This window comes from Telluria mixta, assembly GCF_029223865.1.
In the GTDB taxonomy this organism is placed as follows: domain Bacteria; phylum Pseudomonadota; class Gammaproteobacteria; order Burkholderiales; family Burkholderiaceae_D; genus Telluria; species Telluria mixta.
Genome location: NZ_CP119520.1, coordinates 241,886 through 261,203, shown reverse-complemented (window position 1 = coordinate 261,203; position 19,318 = coordinate 241,886). Strand labels below are relative to the sequence as shown.

Sequence of the window (19,318 nt, the reverse complement as noted above, 5' to 3'; positions counted from 1 at the left end):
CGCGGATTATACGTCGCGTTCGTCGCGCTCCCGCTCGCGGGCATCGTCCAGCGCGGCGGCGAACGCATCGCGCTCGCGGTCGACGATGTCGTCGACCATGCGCTCGTCGAGTCCCATCCCTTCGAGCACGAAGGCCGACAGCTGCAGGCTCGCTTCCAGCGTTTCCGGCACGACGACGTTGGCGCCGGCCCGCTTGAGGGCGCGCGCATGTTTTTCGTCGCGCGAGCGCGCATACAGCTGCACGTGCGGGAACTCGCGCCGGATGCCGCGCACGGCCTGCATGGCCGATGCGGGATGGTCCATCGTCAGCACGATCGCGGGCGCTTCGTCCGCATGCACGCGGCGCAGCAGTTCCGGGCGCGCCGCGTTGCCGAAAAAAACCGGCACCCCGTCGGCGTGCAGCTTCGACACGAGCTTCGCATCGTTCTCGAACGCGACGTAGCGGATCTCCTGGGCAGCGAGCAGCTTGGCCAGTTGCTGGCCCACGCGTCCGAAACCGGCGATGATCACGCGGCCCCGTGCCGCTTCGAGTTCGTCGTCGGCGAGGTGCGCCGCGGCGCCCTGGGCTTCCGCGGCCGAGCGCTCGCCGATCGCATGCCCGATCCGCGCCAGCAGCGGCGTGATGAACAGCGACAGGCCGACGGCCAGCATCACGCGCGCGCCGAGGGCGCCGTCCAGCAGCTTCGACGCGACCGCGTAGCCGATCACGATGAACGCGAATTCGCCGCCCTGGCCCAGCAGCAGGCCGCCTTCGATCGCGCGGCCCCACGGCAGGCCGCCGAGGCGCAGCAGCGGCGTGATGACGAGGCCCTTCAACAGCACGAGGCCGGATACCGCGCACGCGAGCCACAGCGGCGCGTGCAGGATCTGCAGCGCGTCCATGCCCATGCCGACTGTCATGAAGAACAGCCCCATGAGCAGGCCCTTGAACGGTTCGACCATCAGCTCGACCTCGTGCTTGAATTCCGTTTCGGCGAGGAGGAGGCCCGCGATCAGCGCGCCCAGCGCCATCGACAGGCCGGCCAGGTGCGACAGCGCGGCGATGCCGAATGTCGACAGCAGGATCAGGGCCATGAACACGTCCGGCTGGCGGTGGCGGGCAAACGCACGGAACAGCGGGTGCACGACCTTGCCGCCGATGAGGTAGATGAGGGCGATGGCGATGGCCGCCTTGGCCATCGCGAGCAGGGCGATTACCGCCACGTTCGCGCCGTCACCGTCATTGTTGCCGAGCGCCCCGATCAGGATCAGGATCGGCACGACGGCCAGGTCCTGCAGCATCAGCACGGCGAACGCGGCCTGGCCGAGGGGACTCGCGGTGCGCTGGCTCTCGGCCAGCAACTGCATCACGACGGCCGTCGACGACAGCGACAGCACGAGGCCCAGCACGAGCGCCGCATCGAGCCGGCGGTCGAGGAACAGATACGCCGCGCCGCCGATCAGCGCCGCGCACAGCACGACCTGCGCGCTGCCGGTGCCGAACACCCAGCGCCGCATGGCCCACAGGCGCGCGGCCGAGAGCTCCAGGCCGATCATGAACATGAGGAACAGCACGCCCAGCTCGGCCAGCATGGCGACGTTGTCGTTGTTGGGAAAGGTGAACAGCCCGAGCGGGGCGAAATCCTGCGCCATGCGCCCGAGCCCGAACGGGCCGAGGAGGGCGCCGACGGCGAGGAAGCCCAGCACCTGGTTGATGCGCAGGCGCTGCAGCAGCGGGATCAGGATGCCGGCAAGGGCGAGGAACAGCAGGATTTCGCGCAGGAAGGGGAAGGCGTGTTGCTCTTGCACGGGGTAGAACCTTTATCGGATGGTCACCCCGGCAATTCTAACGCGCCCCGCCTTTATGCCTGCCGACTCTCCGCCATGAGGATCACTTCCTCCATCTCCTGGTCGATCTCGTTGCGCAGTTCCAGATAGCGCCCCAGCGCATGGTCCAGCGACGGCAGCAGGATCCCCCGTTCGCTGTGCAGCCCCGTGAAGCGCGGCCGCGCCGCCGCGAAGCCGTACGACTCCGTCGACACGGCTTCCAGCCGGCTCGCATCCACACCGGCCCGCGCGGCCGCCTGTTCGGCCAGCTCGGCCCACGTCAGCGTGCCGACGTTGGCCAGGTGCCAGACACCGGACTCGCCGTCGATCGCGAGGTCGAGGCAGGCATGCACGAGGTCGGGCACGTAGGTCGGTGACACGGCCATGTCGCGCGCGGCGCGGAACGGTTCGCCACGCTCCAGCGCCTGCAGCGCCAGCGTGACGAAGTTGTACTTGTCCCATGGGCCGAAGAAGGCGCTCGTGCGCACGACGAGGGCGCCCGGGTGCTTGTCCTGCACGCGCAGCTCGGCCTCGGCCTTGCTGCGGCCGTAGACGTTGAGCGGGGCGACGGTGTCGCTCTCGACGTACGGCCGGTCCAGTGCGCCGTCGAACACGAGGTCGCTGGAGAACGTCGTCAGGTGCACGCCGTGGCGGGCGCAGGCGGCGGCCAGGATCGCCGGGCCGATCGCGTTCTCGCGGAAGCAGCGCTCCGCGTCGCGCTCGGCATCGTCCACGCGCACGTAGCCGGCCGTGTTGACGACGGCCCAGGGCCGGTATGTATCGAGCGCGCGGTCGACGGAGGCCGGATCCGTGATGTCCATGTCCTGACGCGACAGCAGGCGGTACGCGAGGTTGCGCTTGCGGCAGATGCGGGCGAACGCGCGGCCCAGCGTGCCCGTCGCACCGGTGATGAGAATCGGTGCGGCATCCTTGCCGACGAGCGTGTGGCCGTCGGCCGTGATCGACGTCAGCGCATCGGGTGTCGCGACGGGCGTGCACAGCCAGCGGCCCGGCCGGCGCCACCAGCCCTGGCCGCGCAGCACCGGGTGCGACAGTGGCGCGCCGGCAGACAGTTCCCGCATCATGCGCGCGACGGCAGTCGCACGGGGTTCCGGCGCGCGCACGTCGAACGGGCCCGGCTCGTAATAACCGTTGTTGCAGGTGACGAGGCTGTTCCAGTCGAACGAGCCCAGCAGCGACCAGACGGTGACGGCGCGCAGGTCGACACCGTTCGCGCGCACTTCCTTGCCCGCTTCCCAGATCTCCAGCAGCCAGCGCAATTGATCTTCGCGGTTGGCGTCGATGTGGGCTTCGGTGACGGCGAGCGGGATATGGTACCGGTCCCAGATCTCATGCAGCAGCGGGGCGATGCCGGCCGTGGGCGTCGCGAGCGCGCGCGAGGCTTCGATGTCGGCGCACGGGATGCCGTCGGCCACGCCGCGGTGGTGCGCCGGATAGCGATCCGGACGGTGGTCGAGCCAGCGCTCGCTCGTGACGTAGTAATTGACGCCGATGACGTCCGGCGGGCACGGGTTGTCGCGGAACCACAGGAACTCCTCGGCCGGAATCCCGGTCTTCGTCAGATACGACCACAGCGCGTGCTCGGGACCGACCATGCCGCACAGCAGGTCCCACGCGAGCCAGCGGCGCTCGTTGTAGAACTCGGCGACTTTGGCCATCTCGGGCGTGCTGTAGGTCTTGCCCAGGTCGTCGGTCTGCACGAGTTTCGCGTTCGGGTTGACGGCGCGGATGGCGCGCATCGAGAGGACCACGGCGCGGCACTGGTTCAGCAGGGCCTGCACGAACGTGCGGTCGTCGCGGCCGTGCGGATACCACACGCCGTACAGGCCCGCGAAGCGCGCCGTCGTGCACGGTTCGTTGACGGGGGTGTAGTACTCGATCCATGGATAGCGCGCGGCCACGGCGCCGGCGTATTCCGCCAGCTGCTCCGCGAACGCGGGGTCGACGAGGCTCGTGTGGCGTGGGCCGCTGCCGTGGTGGATCAGGCCGGCGATCGGTGTGACACCGTGGGCGCGGAGTGCATTCAGGCGCTCGTCGGGCCAGCTCCAGTCGGCGGCATGGATGCCGTCCGGTGCGGTGCGCTCCCACAGGATGGGGTAGCGGATGGCGCGGATGCCGAGGGAGGCGAAACGGTCGATGTCGTCGGCCCGGGTGGCGTGGCCGTTACGGTCGAGCTGGTGGAAGTAATCGTCGCGGACGCGGTTGACGGTGCATTCGAGGCCGCCCCACAGTTCGAGAGGGCGGGCGTGGCTGTTCGTGCTCTTCGTAGAATCCATAATTCACCAATGTTGTTAGTTTTATTGCAACAAAAAATCCAGCATGGCCCCGAACTGGCAAAAAAGTCGGGGAAGCGTTTTGGCTTTCGAGCGGTGGCGGTTGACAGCGACGCGTCAACCTGCAACCATGCCATCCATGAATTTTTCGTATCCACATCCTGTTCTCACCTGGTGGCGCCGCTGATTGCGCGCGGCCAGTGAATTGGATAGGTATTCCGAAACGCCGCCTCGATTCCAAGGTGGCGTTTTTGTTGGCGCAGCAGGATCGAGGCAGGGCGGTTAAACACCCAAGGAAAACTCGATGAGTCTGCAAACCCCTACCGCTACCACGCCCATCATCCTCACCGGCGACCGTCCCACCGGGCCGCTGCACCTCGGCCACTTCGTCGGCAGCCTGCGCAATCGCGTCACTTACCAGGACCAATATCGCCAGTTCATCATGCTCGCGGACGCCCAGGCGCTCACGGACAACATGGATGATATCGGTAAGGTACACCGGAACGTGATCGAGGTGGCGCTCGATTACCTTGCCGTAGGGATCGACCCCGCCAAATCGACCATCCTGATCCAGTCGCAGATCCCGGAACTGGCCGAGCTGACCTTTTATTACCTGAACCTGGTGACCGTCGCGCGCCTCGAGCGCAACCCGACCGTCAAGCAGGAAATCATCTTGCGCGGCTTCGAGCGCGACATCCCGGCCGGCTTCCTCACGTATCCGGCGAGCCAGGCCGCCGACATCAGCGCGTTCAAGGCGACCATCGTGCCGGTTGGCGAAGATCAGATCCCGATGATCGAGCAGTGCAACGAGATCGTGCGCAAGTTCAATCGCAACGCCGGTCGCGACATCCTCGTCGAGTGCAAGGCGATCGTGCCGGAAGTGGGCCGCCTGCCGGGCATCGACGGCAAGGCCAAGATGAGCAAGTCGCTGGGCAACACCATCAACCTGGGCGCGTCCGCCGACGAGATCCGCGCCGCCGTCAAGATGGTCTACACGGACCCGCTGCACCTGAAGGTGTCCGACCCGGGCCACCTGGAAGGCAACGTCGCGTTCCTCTACCTCGACGCGTTCGACACCGACAAGGAAGGCCTCGCCGAGATGAAGGCGCATTACCAGCGCGGCGGCCTGGGCGATTCCGTCGTCAAGAAGCGCCTGGAAGGCATCCTGCAGGACATGCTGGCGCCGATCCGCGCCCGCCGCGAGGAACTGGCCAAGGACAAGGGCCAGGTCATGCAGATCCTCAAGGAAGGCACGATAAAGGCGCGTGAAGTGGCGGCGCGCACGACGGACGAGGTGCGCAAGGCCCTCGGATTGTCCTACTTCTAACCCACGTCGGGTAGCAGAAAACGCGCTTTGAGGTAGCGCAAGGTGACCGCCTTGCGCTTTCTGATGGTCGGTTCCATGTATCGATGGCAAGCTGCGGCTTTCGCCATCGATGAAGGAGCCGCACCATGAGCAAGGGTTTGCGTTGGACCGAACAATGGATGCGTCGGGCACTGTGGCTCGTCGCGTTCGTCTTCGCCGGATTCCTGATCGGACTCGGCAACCAGGTCGTCGACAACGTGATGTACCTGGAGCCCGTGCCGCCAGCCGAACAATTTCTCGATCCCGCGAAGGCGGGCCCACTGCGGGCCGCGGCCGAGCAGGCGCAGCAGACTCGCGAAGAGGCGGACGCGGCGCTGGAGCAGGCCCGGCAGAAACATCGCGTGGCGCAGGCCAACACGAAGAGCGCGCGCGACGCGTTCGAGAACTGGATCGCGACGCGCCACGTGACGGCGCGCCCCGACCAGGACACGGAACTGATCGCCCGCAACCGGGAGCTGGACAAGCTCGTGGCGGCGGAACGCGCGACGCTCGCCGCGGTCCAGGCCCAGGAGCAGATCGAACTCGACGCCAAGCAAGCCCAGCAGAAGGCCGAGGCGGCCTACGAGGCGCTGCTGGAACCGGCCCGTGACGCGTCGAACGACGCTGCACGCCGCGCCGCGCGCAAGGTCTTCCTGATCCGTCTCGGGGTGACCCTGCCGCTGCTGCTGGTGGCGGGCTGGCTGTTCAAGTACAAGCGCAACGGCACGTACTGGCCGTTCACGTGGGGCTTCATTTTCTTCGCGCTGTTCGCGTTCTTCGTCGAGCTGGTGCCGTACCTGCCCAGCTACGGCGGCTACGTGCGCTACGGCGTGGGCATCGTGGTGACAGTCGTCGTCGGCCGCTACGCCATCCGCTGGCTGCACGCGTGGCTGGAACGCCAGCGCGCCGCCGAAGCGATGCCGGACGCGGAGCGCCGCACGACGATGCGCTACGACGTGGCGATGGAACGCATCGCCAAGAACGTGTGCCCGTCGTGCGAGCGCGCGACGAATTTCAAGGACGAACACCTCGCCCATTGCCCGCACTGCGGCATCGGCCTGTTCGACCGCTGCCCGGCGTGCACGACGCGCAAGAACGCTTTCACGCGCTACTGCTTTTCGTGCGGCACGCCGGCCAACCTCAGCCTTGCGGACTGAGCGGGGTGCTTACTTCACGAAGCGGGCCAGCAGGCGGATGTACGCCGTCTGGTAACCGTTCGAAGGCTCGCTGACAGACCACGAGTTCAGCGGCCAGCCGTCGTTGAAGTCGAGATAGGTCTTCTGCGACGGTTGGCCATACGGCGGGGCCGGCGGCGCCGAGCCGCATTGCGGCGACACGCCCGGGCACCTGCTGTCCCAGTTGTACTGCGTGCCGGCCGGGCCGCCCGCCAGGTAGCCCGGCGCCGGGCCGTACGGCGACTGCTTGGCGTCGTTCCACGGCGTGCCCTGCGTGAACCAGCTGTGCCACAGCCGGTTGACGGAATTCTCCGCCCCGAAGCTGTACATATTGGACAGGTAGACCTTGCCCAGCGGGTTCACGCCGTGCATGTAGTGCACGTAGTCGGCCGCGACGTTGGCATCCTGCTCGGCCGTGTGACGGCTGATCCCGTAATAGCTTTCTTCCGCGAACAGCGAGCCGGCGTTGGCCTTGACCGCGTTGCTGGCCCAGGTGTACGAGCCGATGTAGGCGCGGTACGGGTCGGTCTGTGCATCGACCTTGCCCCAGCCGTCGTAGTCGGCGCGGCCCCACAGGTCGAGGAATTGCGTGCGGATCGCGGCGGCCACGGTGGGCGTCGCGTTCGGCAGCGACGCGTAGTACAGCAGGTTGCGGGCGTCGCCGGCGCTGAAGCCGGACAGGTTCCAGTCCCTGAACATCGCCGCGCTGGTGTAGTTCGCGTCGACGTAGTTCTTGTACGTCGCATCGCCGGTGGCGGCGAACAGCCGGACGGCCGCCATCAGTTTCAGCGACTTGCGTCCGTTGTCGTCGGTTTCCTGCTGGCCGACGGCGAGCCCCTGGGTGCCGTGGTTCGCGTCGTTGTTGTAGAACAGGACGTTGGGATTGGCCTGCGCCCAGTTCCAGGCGTTTTTCGCGCGCGTCAGCAGGTCGGCCGCATACGTGTTCAGCGCTGCGTTGTTCAGGCTGCCCAAGACCTTGGCGCCTTCCGCGAAGGCGGCGGCGGTCGCAAGCGTGGCCGTCGTGCTGGCGTCGCCGTAGTAGCTGGGGCCGGTGGACGAGGACGGCGGGCTCGCACCCACGACGCCGACAACCGACAGCACCGAGCCGTCGCTGTTCTGCATGCGTTTCATCCAGTCCAGGCCCCACTTCGCTTCGTCGAGGATGTCCGGGATGCCGTTCCACGATTCCGGAAGATTGAAATCGTCGGTGAACACGGTCGGATTCTGGACGTAGGCGTCCATCAGTTCCTGTGCATAGCCGGCCGCCCAGCTCGTGTACTTGTTGAAGTCGCCCGCGTCGGCCCAGCCGCCGCGCAGGTCGCGCGCCGTGGCGGCGTTGCCGGCATCGAGGAAGCGCCGTGCCTGCGAATCCTGGCCCGGTCCGAGGTTGCTGGCGCCGTCAGCCCAGTTCAGGCCGGCGTTGTTCGCGGTGCGGGCCTGGCCCAGGCGCTGGTAATAAAACATGCGCACGGCCTGGATCAGCACGTTGCGGTAGACGTTGTCGCCGATCTCGAAGCGGGCCGAGCGCTGGCCGCCCTGGTCGACGATTTCATACGTGCCCGGCGTGGTGATCTGGCTGAAATCGAAATGCCAGACCTGGTCGCCCGACGACGGATCGGTCGCGCGGGTGTTCCATTCCGTGGGCCACCATTTGTACACCTCCTGCCCGGTGGCCGAGTTCACCACGCTGACCTGCTGGGGCCAGAACTGGGGGCTGTTGGCGTCGTAGCCGGTGCGCGGCATGCGCAGCACTGCCACCTTGCGCGCGTTGGTCAGGTAGCCGAACTGGTCGACCATGATGTACTTGCCGGCATTGGCCGCCATGGCCGGCCAGATCGTGAAGTTGTACTGCTGGGTCGACTTGGCGCCGCAGCTGTTCGTGTACGTGGCCGTGGCCGTGCAGGTGGTGGCGCTGGTGCCCGTATTGGTGAGCTTGATGGTCTGCTCGCGCGCCGAGCCCGACGTGCCGCAACCGCTCCACGCCCACGTGCCGCCGGATGCCGGTTGCGGCCCGAGGACGACCGTCGAGCCGGTGTTCAGGGCGAGCGACGACGTCACTGCCCATGAGGTCGTGCCGTTGATGTTGAGGTACGGGGTGGTGGTACTGGGCTGGCACGTCTGCGCCCATGCGGGTGCGCTCAGTGCTGCCAGTGTCAGCAGTACGCTCTTCTTGATCTCCATCGTTTTTCTCTTTTTGATGTAGGCCGGGCTCGTCGGGCCCGTCCCGTTCAGGCGTGGGCGGGCCGGGCTTCAACGGCCGGCCGTCGTTGAAGCCGCTGAATGCAGCGTGTGATGCGACATCGGGGATGTATGTATGAGCTGATTATGCGAGTGCCGTCGCGGCCTCGCCAGACCGAAAACCATCAACCTGCGGTATGAAATTCGCCGACGGCATGGACGCCGCCGGCGGGAAGGGAGGGGTGAAGCGGTTAGTCCTTGAGGTCGGCCGGCACCTTGCCGCCGTTTGCCGCCAGCTTGTTCATGACCTGGCGGTGCAGCCAGATGTTCATGCTGGCCGAGTCGCTGGTGTCGCCCGAATAGTTCAGCTCGGCAGCCAGTTCCTTGCGTGCCTGCAGGCTGGAATCGAGGCCCAGCAGCTTGAGCAGGTCGACGATGGACGTGCGCCAGTTCAGCTGCTGGCCGGATTGCTGCTGCATCCCGTTCAGGACGGCTTCCACGTCGACCTGCTGCATCGGTGCGGCTGCCGGTGCGCTTGCCGCGGGCGCGGCCTGCGGTTGTTGCGCGGGCTGCTGTGCGGGTGGTTGCGTCGGCTGCGGCGCGCGCTGCTGGGCGCCCGGGGCCGCCTGGCTGCTGTTCTGCGCGGCGGGATGCGAACCCGGGAAGATTTTGTGGAAGATATTGCTCAGGATACCCATGTCGACTCCTTCTCGATGTTGGTGGATGCGCTCATTGACGCTGTCAGTGACGCTGTCAGTGGCGCTGCATGCCCTGGGCCATGTGGCCGAGCGCGATCGCCAGCGCGGCGCCGCCGATGGCCTTGACCAGGGTCGGGTGTTCGGCATAGAAGTCGCCCATGCGTTCGACGATGCCGGGATTCTGCTGCTCGGCCTTGGCGGCCAGTTCCTGCACCTGTTCCGGCGACACCTGGCTCGCCTGCTCCGGGGACACCCGGGCCTGGTCGGCGCCGAGCAGGTTGCCGAGCGAGCCGCCCGCGACGGACGCGAGCACGGAAGGGCCAATATTGGCCAGCAGCTGGTTCAGCATGCCGGCGCGCTGGTCGGGATTGCTGTTGCCAAACAGCTGGCCGACCATCTGCGAAAACGGGGGCGTCTGGTCCGAGCGCAGCGCCTGCGTCACGCCTTGCGCGACGGTGGCGCGCGGCACGTTCTGCGCGACGTGGTCGAAATCGTTTTCGGCCTGCGCCGGATTGACGTTCGGGTTGGCACCGCCCAGGTATTGCTGCAACAGGTTGCCCAAATCAAAGCTCATGATGTTCTCCGCGTTGAAACCTCGAAGCGCAAGGGTAGACGTTCCAGCACGATCCCTCCGTACGTTCGCTAACGGACGGGTGGCATCTATAATCCGAATTGCATTTCATAAATAAAACAATGAAGGGAGACTATGTCCGTCATGATCCGATCGGCCGCGCTCGCCGCTGCCCTCCTGTGCACCTCCGCCTCGGCCGCCAACGCGGGCGCCATGCAACCCGGCGAACACCAGGTCGTCGTAGGCGACGTCCGCCTGTGGTACAAGGTCGCCGGCCACGGCGCGAAGGGCGCGCCGCCGCTGCTGTTCCTGCACGGCGGTCCCGGCTACAACAGCTACAGCTTCGAGGCCCAGGCCGGTCCGGCGCTGGAGAAAAAACTCCAGGTGATCTACCTCGACCAGCGCGGCAGCGGCCGCTCCGAGCGCCCCTGGCGCGGCGAGTATTCGATCGCCGCCCTCGTCGACGACATCGAGGCGCTGCGCAAGACGCTCGGCGTGGACAAGCTCGCGCTGATGGGCCATTCGTTCGGCGGCACGCTGGCGCTCGAGTACGCAGCGAAGCATCCTGAACACGTGGCAAAGGTGGTGCTGGTGAGCGCCGCATCGGACATCCCGGCCGCGTGCACGGCGCGCGTCGACTACATCGCCCGCCACTACGGCGACCGGCTCGACAAGGCGCGCGCCGATGCGAAGGTGCGCAACGAGTCGCCTGACGCGTGCTTCTATGCGTTCAACACGGTCGGCCCGGACCTGCACCAGCGCGTCAACGACGAGGTGATGTTCCCGGACCTGTCGATCAGCAAGCGCCAGGATGCGATCGATGCGAAGAGCGGCCTGCGCAACACGGGCGAAATCGGCAACGCGCTGTTCGGCGGCGGGTTCACGACGTACCGCTTCGCCCATCCGGAACGTGTGACGATGCCCGCGCTCGTCATGGCCGGCGCCGAAGACCATGCGATCGGCCTGCCGGCGCAGCGCGCGCTGGGCCAGGCGTTGCCGCACGCGCGCGTCGTCGAATATCCGGGCGCCGGCCACTTCCTGTACCTCGATGCGCCCGAGCGCTTCACGCGCGACGTCACGGACTTCCTCGCGACGCCCTGACGGCCGAACTTGCCCGGTGGACACCCGCGCCGCCGGCGCGTAAGCTGGCGCCATGACGTATTCGCCGCTGCTCCTGTTCTTTGCGCTGTATGCCTATGCCGCGCTGGCCTTCGGCCTGCCGGCCGCGGTGGGCGTCGCGTATGCGCTCGCGAGCGTCGCCTGTTTCGCGCTGTATGCGCGCGACAAGGCGGCCGCGCGGCGCGGCGACCGGCGCACGCCCGAGCGTCATCTGCTGTTGCTGGGCCTCGCCGGCGGCTGGCCGGGCGGCTTGCTGGCGCAGCAGTGGTTGCGGCACAAGACTGTCAAACGGCCGTTCCGGCAGGGGTTCTGGCTGACCGTCGGCCTCAACCTGGCCGGTTTCTGCTGGCTGGCGCGCGCGCTGGCGCCGGCCTGAATTCGTTCACGAGGAGTCATCATGTGGCCTTATCCCAGGATCCTGGCGCACCGCGGCGGCGGCACGCTCGCGCCCGAAAACACGGTGGCCGGGCTGCGCCGCGGCATGGACGCGGGTTTCCGCGCCATCGAATTCGACGTCATGCTGGCGCGCGACGGCGTCCCCGTCGTGCTGCACGACCCCAGGCTGGGCCGCACGGTGGCCGGGACGGGATCGGTGGCGGACATCGATGCGCTCGACCTCGCCGCCCGCGATGCGGGCTCGTGGTTCGGGCCGGAATACGAGGGCGAGCCGGTGCCCCTGTTCGTCGAATTCGCGCAGTATTGCAAGGCCCACGGCGTGTGGATGAACGTCGAGATCAAGCCCGTGCCCGGCCATGAGGACGAGACCGGCAGCGTGGTCGCGCGCCTGACGGCGGCCCTGTTCGCCGACGAGATCGCCGCGGGCAGGGTAGAGCAGGTCCCGCTGCTGTCCTCGTTCAGCGCGACCGCGCTGGCGGCCGCGCGGGACGCCGCGCCCCAGGTCCCGCGCGCCTGGCTGGTGGAGGCGCTGCCGCCGGATTGGGAAGCCCGTGCGCGGGCGCTGGACGCCGTCGCCATCCATACCGACCACACGCGCCTGACGGCGGCCGCGGCCGCGCAGGTAAAAGCGGCCGGCTTCGGCCTGTTCTGCTACACGGTCAATGTGCCGGCGCGTGCGCGCCAGCTGTTCGGCTGGGGCGTGGACGGGTTGTGCACGGACCGGATCGACCTGATCCCGCCTGATTTTGCTTAGCCGAAAAATTTTCCCTCAAGAATTGTAATGACTTGTCGTTAATGACATTCGGCTACCGGTCACGGCCCTATGTCATTATCGATCAACAATCAATCCCTGTCCCTGCATGCGCAGCGCAAGCTGGCGGAGCACACGAACGAGGCGACCCGTCTCGTCGCGCGTCTCGGCTCGTCCGCGCGTATCGAAAATGCCGCTGACGATCCGGCCGGCCAGGCCGTGGTTGGACGCATGAGGTCGCAACTGACGGGGATGCGCCAGGCCATGCGCAGCATCAACGATGCGACGTCGATGCTGCAGGTGGCGGACAGCGCGTTGTCGAACATCACCGACAACCTGCAGCGCCTGCGCGAACTGGCCGTGGCATCCGGCAACGGGTCGTACACGGACAGCGACCGCGACACCTTGCAGGCGGAGGCGAACCAGATCCTCGCCCAGATCACGCAAACGGGAAATGGCGCCACGTTCAATGGCCAGGCAATCTTTTCTCCGGACGCTACGAACGGCAACGAGGACAAGCGCAAGCGTGCCGTGCTGGACAGCCTCAAGGCGGGCTGGCTGAGCGCCGCCGAAGACATGGTCCAGCAGTATTACGGCCTGCAGGGCGACGGCGTGACCCTGAAGATCAACCTCGACACGACGGATGGCGCCAGCGGCGTGCTTGCCTCCGTGACGGGGTCGACGGCGCCCGGCAGCGACGTCACGCTGAACGTCGACATGGCCGACTTCAGCGACATGAGCACGCCCGACGGCGGCACCGGTCCGGTGTACGACGACCGCGTCATCGCGCACGAGATGGTGCACGCGATCATGCTGCGCTCGACCAGTTTCAATTTCCCGCAGTGGTTCACCGAAGGCACGGCCGAGCTGATCCATGGCGCGGACGAGCGCCTGGCCGGCGCGCTGGCGGGCGGCCAGACGGCGCAGGGCATCGTCGACACGATCACGGGCGGCGGCTTCAGCTACGAAGGCGGCTACGTCGCGTCGCGCTACCTGCACGACCAGTTGAAATCGATGGGTGTCGACGGCGGCATGAAGGGCCTGATGACGTACCTGAGCCAGCACCGGTCGGCAGACCTGGACACGGCGCTGAACGCGGTCACGGGCGGGCAGTACCAGGACATCGGCGATTTCATGACGGATTTCGCGGCCCATGGTGCCAGCTTCATCGCGGGCATGGACCTGACGAATGCCGACACGGGCGCGATCGGCGGCCTGGATGCGGACGGTGGCCCGTCGCGCGACGCGCGGGGCGTCGTCCCGGAAGCCGGCTTTGGCACTGCGGCACAGCCGCTGCGCAACTTCAAGGTCGAGTATCCGAACATCGGCGGCCAGGGCGAGGCCATACGCCGGGTGCAGATCCAGGTCGGCGCCTCCGCCGGCGACCTGGTCAACATGGAGTTCTCGGCCGTCAACGCCGGCGCGCTGGGCCTCGCGGACCTGGACATGCACAACACGGCGGTGGCGCTGCTGCACATCGACGACGCGCTCGCGTCCGTCACCGGGCAACGGGTACAGGTAGGCGCCTACAGCAACCGCATGGACCTTGCGGCCAGCAACACCCAGACGGCGTCGATGAACCTGGAGGCGGCGCGCAGCCGTATCGAAGACGTCGACTATGCCGGGGCCACGGTCCGGCTGACGCGCGTCCAGATCCTGCAGCAGGCGGCGTCGGCCATGCTGACGCAGGCGAACGGGGAGCCAAGGGCGGTGCTGGCCCTGCTGCGCTGAATCATTGTTGCCGTTTCTGCAACGCCGAATGTCGCGGATGCGATTTACCGTCGACAGCTACGCTATAATCGATTTTCTTTATATAGCAAGCTGCCTAAATCCGCCCCTACGACATGAAATCCACCGAAATACGCGAAAAGTTTCTCAAGTTCTTTGAGTCCAAAGGCCACACGATCGTCCGCTCCAGCCCGCTCGTGCCGGGCAACGACCCGACGATGTTGTTGACCAACAGCGGCATGGTGCAGTTCAAGGACGTGTTCCTGGGCCTGGATACGCGTCCGTACAAGCGCGCCACCACCGTGCAGCGCTGCGTGCGTGCCGGCGGCAAGCACAACGACCTGGAAAACGTCGGCTACACCGCGCGCCACCACACGTTCTTCGAAATGCTGGGCAATTTCAGCTTCGGCGATTACTTCAAGCGCGACGCCATCCACTTTGCCTGGGAACTGCTGACCAAGGTCTATAACCTGCCGGCAGAAAAGCTGACCATCACCGTCTACTTCGAGGACGACGAGGCGTACGGCATCTGGGCCAATGAGATCGGCGTGCCGACCGAGCGCATCATCCGCATCGGCGACAACAAGGGCGCGCGCTACGCATCGGACAACTTCTGGCAGATGGCCGACACCGGCCCCTGCGGTCCGTGCACGGAAATCTTCTACGACCACGGCGCCGAGATCTGGGGCGGTCCTCCGGGCTCGCCGGAAGAAGACGGCGACCGCTTCATCGAGATCTGGAACCTCGTGTTTATGCAGTTCAACCGCGATGAACAGGGCGTCCTGACCCCGCTGCCGAAGCCGTCGATCGACACCGGCATGGGCCTGGAGCGCCTGGCTGCCGTGCTGCAGCACGTGCACTCGAACTACGAGATCGACCTGTTCCAGAACCTGATCAAGGCCGCCGCCCGCGAAACCGGCGCGACCGACCTCGCGAACAACTCGCTGAAGGTCATCGCCGACCACATCCGCGCAGCGAGCTTCATGATCGTCGACGGCATCATCCCGAGCAGCGAAGGCCACGGCTACGTCCTGCGCCGCATCATCCGCCGCGCGCTGCGTCATGGCCACAAGCTGGGCCAGACCAAGCCGTTCTTCTACAAGCTCGTGGAAGACCTTGACATCGAGATGGGCGCCGCGTACCCGGAACTGCACGACGCCAAAGAGCGCGTGATGCAGACCCTGAAGGCCGAGGAAGAGCGCTTCGGCGAGACCCTCGAGCACGGCATGAAGATCCTGGAAGCGCAGCTGGCCAAGGATCCGCAGAACCTGGACGGCGGCACCGCGTTCACCCTGTACGACACCTACGGCTTCCCGCTGGACCTGACCGCGGACATCTGCCGCGAGCGCGGCATCAAGCTGGACGAGGAAGGCTTCGCTGCCGCCATGGAGCAGCAGAAGAAGACCGCCCGCGCCGCCGGCAAGTTCAAGATGGCCGCCAACGTGGAGTATTCGGGCGAGAAGACGACCTTCGTCGGCTACGACGCCCTCGTGCACAACAGCCGCGTGCTCGCGCTGTACGCGGGCGGCGCGCCCGTGCAGGAACTGAAGGCGGGCCAGGACGGCATCGTCGTGCTGGACACGACCCCGTTCTACGCCGAGTCCGGCGGCCAGGTGGGCGACAAGGGCCTGCTGAAAGCGCAGGGCGGCGTGTTCGAAGTGGAAGACACGCTGAAGATCCAGGCGGAAGTGTTCGGCCACCACGGCGTGCTGCAGTCGGGCTCGCTGAAAGTCGGCGACATGGTCGACGCGCAAGTCGATGAGGTGAAGCGCGCCCGCACCATCCGCAACCACTCGGCGACGCACCTGATGCACAAGGCCCTGCGCGAAGTGCTGGGCGGCCACGTGCAGCAGAAGGGCTCGCTGGTCGATCCGGACAAGACCCGCTTCGACTTCAGCCACAACGCCCCGCTGACGGCGGAACAGATCGCCCAGGTGGAAACCATCGTGAATCGCGAAATTCTCGAGAATCACGCGACCCAGGCCCAGCACATGTCGATGGACGACGCGATCAAGCATGGCGCCATGGCTCTGTTCGGCGAGAAATACGGCGACACCGTGCGCGTGCTGGACATCGGCTCCTCGAAGGAACTGTGCGGCGGCGTGCACGTCACCCGCACGGGCGACATCGGCCTGTTCAAGATCGTGTCCGAATCGGGCGTGGCCGCCGGCATCCGCCGCGTGGAAGCCGTGACGGGCGAGGGTGCTCTGGCTCTGGTGCAATCGATCAACCGCAAGCTGAATGAAGCAGCCGGCGCGCTGAAGACGAGCCCGGACGAGCTGCCGTCGCGCATCGCCCAGGTGCAGGACCAGGTCAAGTCGCTGGAGAAGGAAATCGCCGCGCTGAAGTCGAAGCTGGCTGCGGGCCAGGGCGACGAGCTGGTGACGAAGGCCATCGACGTGAACGGCATCAAGGTGCTGGCCGCCACGATGGAAGGCGCCGACGTCGCGGGCCTGCGCGAAACGATGGACAAGCTGAAGGACAAGCTCGGAACGGCCGCCATCGTGCTGGCGTCTGTGCTGGAGGGCAAGGTCAGCCTGATCGCCGGCGTCACCGCTGACGCGACGTCCAGGGTCAAGGCGGGCGATCTCGTCAACTTCGTCGCCAAGCAGGTGGGCGGCAAGGGCGGCGGCCGTCCGGACATGGCCCAGGCGGGCGGTACCGATCCTGCCGCGCTGCCGCAGGCGCTGGCGGGCGTTGCCGGCTGGGTCGGCGAGCGCGTGTCTGCGTAACCGTTGTAACCGTGCCGCCGCAATGTTCTCGTTGTGGTGGCACATGTGCTCAATCTGCGTATGATTTGAGCTGAATCAACGGTAGTTTCGGTTGAACATAAGGGCGGCAAACCGCCGCCCTACATCCCTCCAATTCGGTCGTCCCCATCGAATCTCTATCTGCCTGTCAAGTAATTGCCGTTGTTACAACGCAACACGGATACCAAATTTTGGTGCGGCGCGTCATAATGGGCTAATTGGAGTACTATCGGGGCCATGCCCTACCAACTAGCAGGCAATCGATGAGCGAAACCATAATCGACACCGGCACCATCGAGGTCCAGAAGGACCTGGATGCGCGTGGCTTGAATTGCCCGCTGCCGATCCTCAAGGCCAAGAAGGCCCTCGCGGAACTGGCCAGTGGCGAGGTGCTGCGCATCGTCGCCACCGACACCGGTTCGGTACGCGACTTCCAGGCATTCGCCAAGCAGACGGGCAATGCCCTGCTGGCGCACACCCACATCAACGGCGAATTCACGTTCTGGCTGCGCCGGAAATAACCACAGCCTTCCCCTGATCGCCCGGTCCGCCGGGCATCCCATACCTCACCCGTAAGGAAACCCGTCAACGCACAATCAAGTACGATTAGGGCATTTCCTCTAACCGAAAAACGCACGATCGTGCTTTAATTCTGACCTGAACGGAATTTGCTTTTATAATTCGGATCATTTTTAGTCTTTCACCCATTTTTCAAAGGCACACTATGAAAGTCCTGGTACCCGTCAAACGCGTGGTCGACTACAACGTCAAGGTCCGCGTCAAGTCCGACGGCAGCGGCGTCGATATCGCCAACGTCAAGATGTCGATGAACCCGTTCGACGAGATCGCGGTGGAAGAAGCCACGCGCCTGAAGGAAGCCGGCAAGGTCACCGAGATCGTGGCCGTGACCTGCGGCGTGGCCCAGGCCCAGGAAACCCTGCGTACCGCGATGGCGATCGGCGCCGACCGCGGCGTGCTGGTCGAGACCGGTGCCGAGATCGAGCCGCTGGGCGTTGCCAAGGTACTGAAGGCGCTGGCCGTCGAAGAGCAGCCGCAGCTGATCATCCTGGGCAAGCAGGCGATCGACGACGATTCGAACCAGACCGGCCAGATGCTGGCTGCGCTGCTGGGCTGGCCGCAGGCGACGTTCGCGTCGAAAGTCGTGCTGGAAGACGGCAAGGTCACCGTGACCCGCGAAGTGGACGGCGGCCTGGAAACCGTGGCGCTGAGCCTGCCGGCCATCGTCACCACCGACCTGCGCCTGAACGAGCCGCGCTACGTCACGCTGCCGAACATCATGAAGGCCAAGAAAAAGCCGCTGACGACCGTCAAGCCGGAAGACCTGGGCGTCGACGTCACGCCGCGCCTGAAGACCGTCAAGGTCGCCGAGCCGGCCAAGCGTTCCGCCGGCGTCAAAGTGCCCGATGTGGCGACCCTCGTTGCGAAGCTGCGCACCGAAGCCAAAGTCATCTAATTAAGGAATTTCATCCATGGTCGCACTCGTCATTGCTGAACACGACAACGCCCACCTGAAGGCTGTCACCCTGAACACCGTCACCGCAGCCGCGCAATGCGGCGGTGACGTCCACATCCTCGTCGCCGGCAGCGGTTGCGGCGCCGTCGCGGAAGCGGCCGCCAAGGTCGCGGGCGTAGCGAAAGTGCTGGTCGCCGACGCGCCGCAATTCGCCGACGGCCTCGCCGAGAACGTCGCCGAGCAGATCCTGGCCGTCGCAGGCAACTACTCGCACATCCTGGCCCCGGCTTCGGCCTTCGGCAAGAACGTGCTGCCGCGCGTGGCCGCCAAGCTGGACGTCGCCCAGATCTCGGAAATCACCAAGGTCGACGCGCCCGACACGTTCGAGCGTCCGATCTACGCCGGTAACGCCATCGCCACCGTGCAGTCGACCGACAACGTGAAAGTCATCACCGTGCGCGGCACCGGCTTCGATGCCGCAGCAAGCGAAGGCGGTTCGGCCGCCGTCGAAACCGTCGCCGCCGTCGCGGACTCGGGCAAATCGTCGTTCGTCGGCCGCGAGCTGGCCAAGTCGGACCGTCCGGAACTGACCGGCGCCAAGGTCGTCGTGTCCGGCGGCCGCGGCATGGGCTCGGGCGACAACTTCAAGATCCTGGAGCCGCTGGCCGACAAGCTGGGCGCCGCGATGGGCGCATCGCGCGCCGCCGTCGACGCGGGCTACGTGCCGAACGACTGGCAGGTGGGCCAGACCGGCAAGATCGTCGCGCCGCAGCTGTACATCGCCGTCGGTATCTCGGGCGCGATCCAGCACCTGGCCGGCATGAAGGATTCGAAAACCATCGTCGCCATCAACAAGGATCCGGAAGCGCCGATCTTCTCGGTGGCCGACTACGGCATCGTGGGCGACCTGTTCGAAGTCGTGCCGGCCCTGGTCAAAGAACTGGGCTAACCACGTCGTACCCCAAGGGCGGGAACCCTCCCGCCTTTTTTGCGGCCGGCGATTGACGTATACGTAAATCGAGAAAACTAGGAG

Annotated in this window: 15 protein-coding genes; 10 read left to right on the top strand and 5 right to left on the bottom strand. The window is 66.2% G+C overall.

Annotation, left to right across the window (positions count from 1 at the left end):
* Nucleotides 1-6: 6 nt before the first annotated feature.
* Together P0M04_RS01180 and P0M04_RS01175 are read right to left on the bottom strand one after the other, a co-directional pair.
* Nucleotides 7-1,788, bottom strand: a complete 1,782-nt coding sequence (locus P0M04_RS01180; RefSeq protein WP_259452319.1) for a cation:proton antiporter domain-containing protein — start codon at nucleotides 1,786-1,788, stop codon at nucleotides 7-9.
* Between the two features lie 53 nt (nucleotides 1,789-1,841).
* A complete protein-coding gene (locus tag P0M04_RS01175) occupies nucleotides 1,842-4,103 on the bottom strand; it encodes a family 1 glycosylhydrolase (RefSeq protein ID WP_259452320.1) in 2,262 nt (753 codons plus the stop codon).
* Between the two features lie 301 nt (nucleotides 4,104-4,404).
* Between P0M04_RS01175 and trpS the strand changes: the two genes are divergently transcribed.
* Together trpS and P0M04_RS01165 are read left to right on the top strand one after the other, a co-directional pair.
* A complete protein-coding gene (gene trpS, locus P0M04_RS01170) occupies nucleotides 4,405-5,427 on the top strand; it encodes a tryptophan--tRNA ligase (protein WP_259452321.1) in 1,023 nt (340 codons plus the stop codon).
* A gap of 125 nt (nucleotides 5,428-5,552) precedes the next feature.
* Entirely contained in the window at nucleotides 5,553-6,602 is a 1,050-nt protein-coding gene (locus P0M04_RS01165) for a serine endopeptidase (protein ID WP_259452322.1), read from the top strand.
* 9 nt (nucleotides 6,603-6,611) lie between these two features.
* Here the strand turns inward: P0M04_RS01165 and P0M04_RS01160 are convergent, their stop codons facing one another.
* From P0M04_RS01160 to P0M04_RS01150, 3 genes are all read right to left on the bottom strand, one after another.
* Nucleotides 6,612-8,801 (bottom strand): glycoside hydrolase family 9 protein, encoded by a 2,190-nt coding sequence (locus P0M04_RS01160; protein WP_259452323.1) that lies wholly within the window; start codon nucleotides 8,799-8,801, stop codon nucleotides 6,612-6,614.
* A gap of 248 nt (nucleotides 8,802-9,049) precedes the next feature.
* On the bottom strand, nucleotides 9,050-9,496 hold the full coding sequence (locus tag P0M04_RS01155) for a DUF3597 domain-containing protein (protein WP_259452324.1): 447 nt from the start codon (nucleotides 9,494-9,496) through the stop codon (nucleotides 9,050-9,052).
* 55 nt (nucleotides 9,497-9,551) lie between these two features.
* Nucleotides 9,552-10,070, bottom strand: a complete 519-nt coding sequence (locus tag P0M04_RS01150; protein ID WP_259452325.1) for a hypothetical protein — start codon at nucleotides 10,068-10,070, stop codon at nucleotides 9,552-9,554.
* A gap of 141 nt (nucleotides 10,071-10,211) precedes the next feature.
* Here P0M04_RS01150 and P0M04_RS01145 point away from each other — a divergent pair, with 141 nt between their 5' ends.
* The 8 genes from P0M04_RS01145 (at nucleotide 10,212) to P0M04_RS01110 (ending at nucleotide 19,234) form a co-directional block, all read left to right on the top strand.
* Nucleotides 10,212-11,168, top strand: a complete 957-nt coding sequence (locus P0M04_RS01145) for an alpha/beta fold hydrolase (protein WP_259452326.1) — start codon at nucleotides 10,212-10,214, stop codon at nucleotides 11,166-11,168.
* A 52-nt stretch (nucleotides 11,169-11,220) separates the two neighbouring features.
* Complete coding sequence (locus tag P0M04_RS01140) at nucleotides 11,221-11,562, top strand: DUF1294 domain-containing protein (protein ID WP_259452327.1); 342 nt, start codon at nucleotides 11,221-11,223, stop codon at nucleotides 11,560-11,562.
* A gap of 21 nt (nucleotides 11,563-11,583) precedes the next feature.
* A complete protein-coding gene (ugpQ, locus tag P0M04_RS01135; protein ID WP_259452328.1) occupies nucleotides 11,584-12,336 on the top strand; it encodes a glycerophosphodiester phosphodiesterase in 753 nt (250 codons plus the stop codon).
* 69 nt (nucleotides 12,337-12,405) lie between these two features.
* Nucleotides 12,406-14,064: a flagellinolysin gene (locus P0M04_RS01130; RefSeq protein ID WP_259452329.1), complete on the top strand. Its 1,659-nt coding sequence runs from the start codon at nucleotides 12,406-12,408 to the stop codon at nucleotides 14,062-14,064.
* 113 nt (nucleotides 14,065-14,177) lie between these two features.
* Nucleotides 14,178-16,793 (top strand): alanine--tRNA ligase, encoded by a 2,616-nt coding sequence (alaS, locus tag P0M04_RS01125; RefSeq protein WP_259452330.1) that lies wholly within the window; start codon nucleotides 14,178-14,180, stop codon nucleotides 16,791-16,793.
* A 311-nt stretch (nucleotides 16,794-17,104) separates the two neighbouring features.
* A complete protein-coding gene (locus tag P0M04_RS01120; protein WP_036238555.1) occupies nucleotides 17,105-17,332 on the top strand; it encodes a sulfurtransferase TusA family protein in 228 nt (75 codons plus the stop codon).
* A 203-nt stretch (nucleotides 17,333-17,535) separates the two neighbouring features.
* Entirely contained in the window at nucleotides 17,536-18,285 is a 750-nt protein-coding gene (locus P0M04_RS01115; RefSeq protein ID WP_056129015.1) for an electron transfer flavoprotein subunit beta/FixA family protein, read from the top strand.
* 16 nt (nucleotides 18,286-18,301) lie between these two features.
* On the top strand, nucleotides 18,302-19,234 hold the full coding sequence (locus tag P0M04_RS01110; RefSeq protein ID WP_259452331.1) for an electron transfer flavoprotein subunit alpha/FixB family protein: 933 nt from the start codon (nucleotides 18,302-18,304) through the stop codon (nucleotides 19,232-19,234).
* Nucleotides 19,235-19,318: the final 84 nt, after the last annotated feature.

What these genes read in the sequence shown, in the direction of transcription:
- P0M04_RS01175 (WP_259452320.1), bottom strand. Translation starts at nt 4,103, where the DNA reads ATGGATTCTACGAAGAGCACGAACAGCCACGCCCGCCCTCTCGAACTG.
- trpS (WP_259452321.1), top strand. Translation starts at nt 4,405, where the DNA reads ATGAGTCTGCAAACCCCTACCGCTACCACGCCCATCATCCTCACCGGC.
- P0M04_RS01165 (WP_259452322.1), top strand. Translation starts at nt 5,553, where the DNA reads ATGAGCAAGGGTTTGCGTTGGACCGAACAATGGATGCGTCGGGCACTG.
- P0M04_RS01160 (WP_259452323.1), bottom strand. Translation starts at nt 8,801, where the DNA reads ATGGAGATCAAGAAGAGCGTACTGCTGACACTGGCAGCACTGAGCGCA.
- P0M04_RS01155 (WP_259452324.1), bottom strand. Translation starts at nt 9,496, where the DNA reads ATGGGTATCCTGAGCAATATCTTCCACAAAATCTTCCCGGGTTCGCAT.
- P0M04_RS01150 (WP_259452325.1), bottom strand. Translation starts at nt 10,070, where the DNA reads ATGAGCTTTGATTTGGGCAACCTGTTGCAGCAATACCTGGGCGGTGCC.
- P0M04_RS01145 (WP_259452326.1), top strand. Translation starts at nt 10,212, where the DNA reads ATGATCCGATCGGCCGCGCTCGCCGCTGCCCTCCTGTGCACCTCCGCC.
- P0M04_RS01140 (WP_259452327.1), top strand. Translation starts at nt 11,221, where the DNA reads ATGACGTATTCGCCGCTGCTCCTGTTCTTTGCGCTGTATGCCTATGCC.
- ugpQ (WP_259452328.1), top strand. Translation starts at nt 11,584, where the DNA reads ATGTGGCCTTATCCCAGGATCCTGGCGCACCGCGGCGGCGGCACGCTC.
- P0M04_RS01130 (WP_259452329.1), top strand. Translation starts at nt 12,406, where the DNA reads ATGTCATTATCGATCAACAATCAATCCCTGTCCCTGCATGCGCAGCGC.
- alaS (WP_259452330.1), top strand. Translation starts at nt 14,178, where the DNA reads ATGAAATCCACCGAAATACGCGAAAAGTTTCTCAAGTTCTTTGAGTCC.
- P0M04_RS01115 (WP_056129015.1), top strand. Translation starts at nt 17,536, where the DNA reads ATGAAAGTCCTGGTACCCGTCAAACGCGTGGTCGACTACAACGTCAAG.
- P0M04_RS01110 (WP_259452331.1), top strand. Translation starts at nt 18,302, where the DNA reads ATGGTCGCACTCGTCATTGCTGAACACGACAACGCCCACCTGAAGGCT.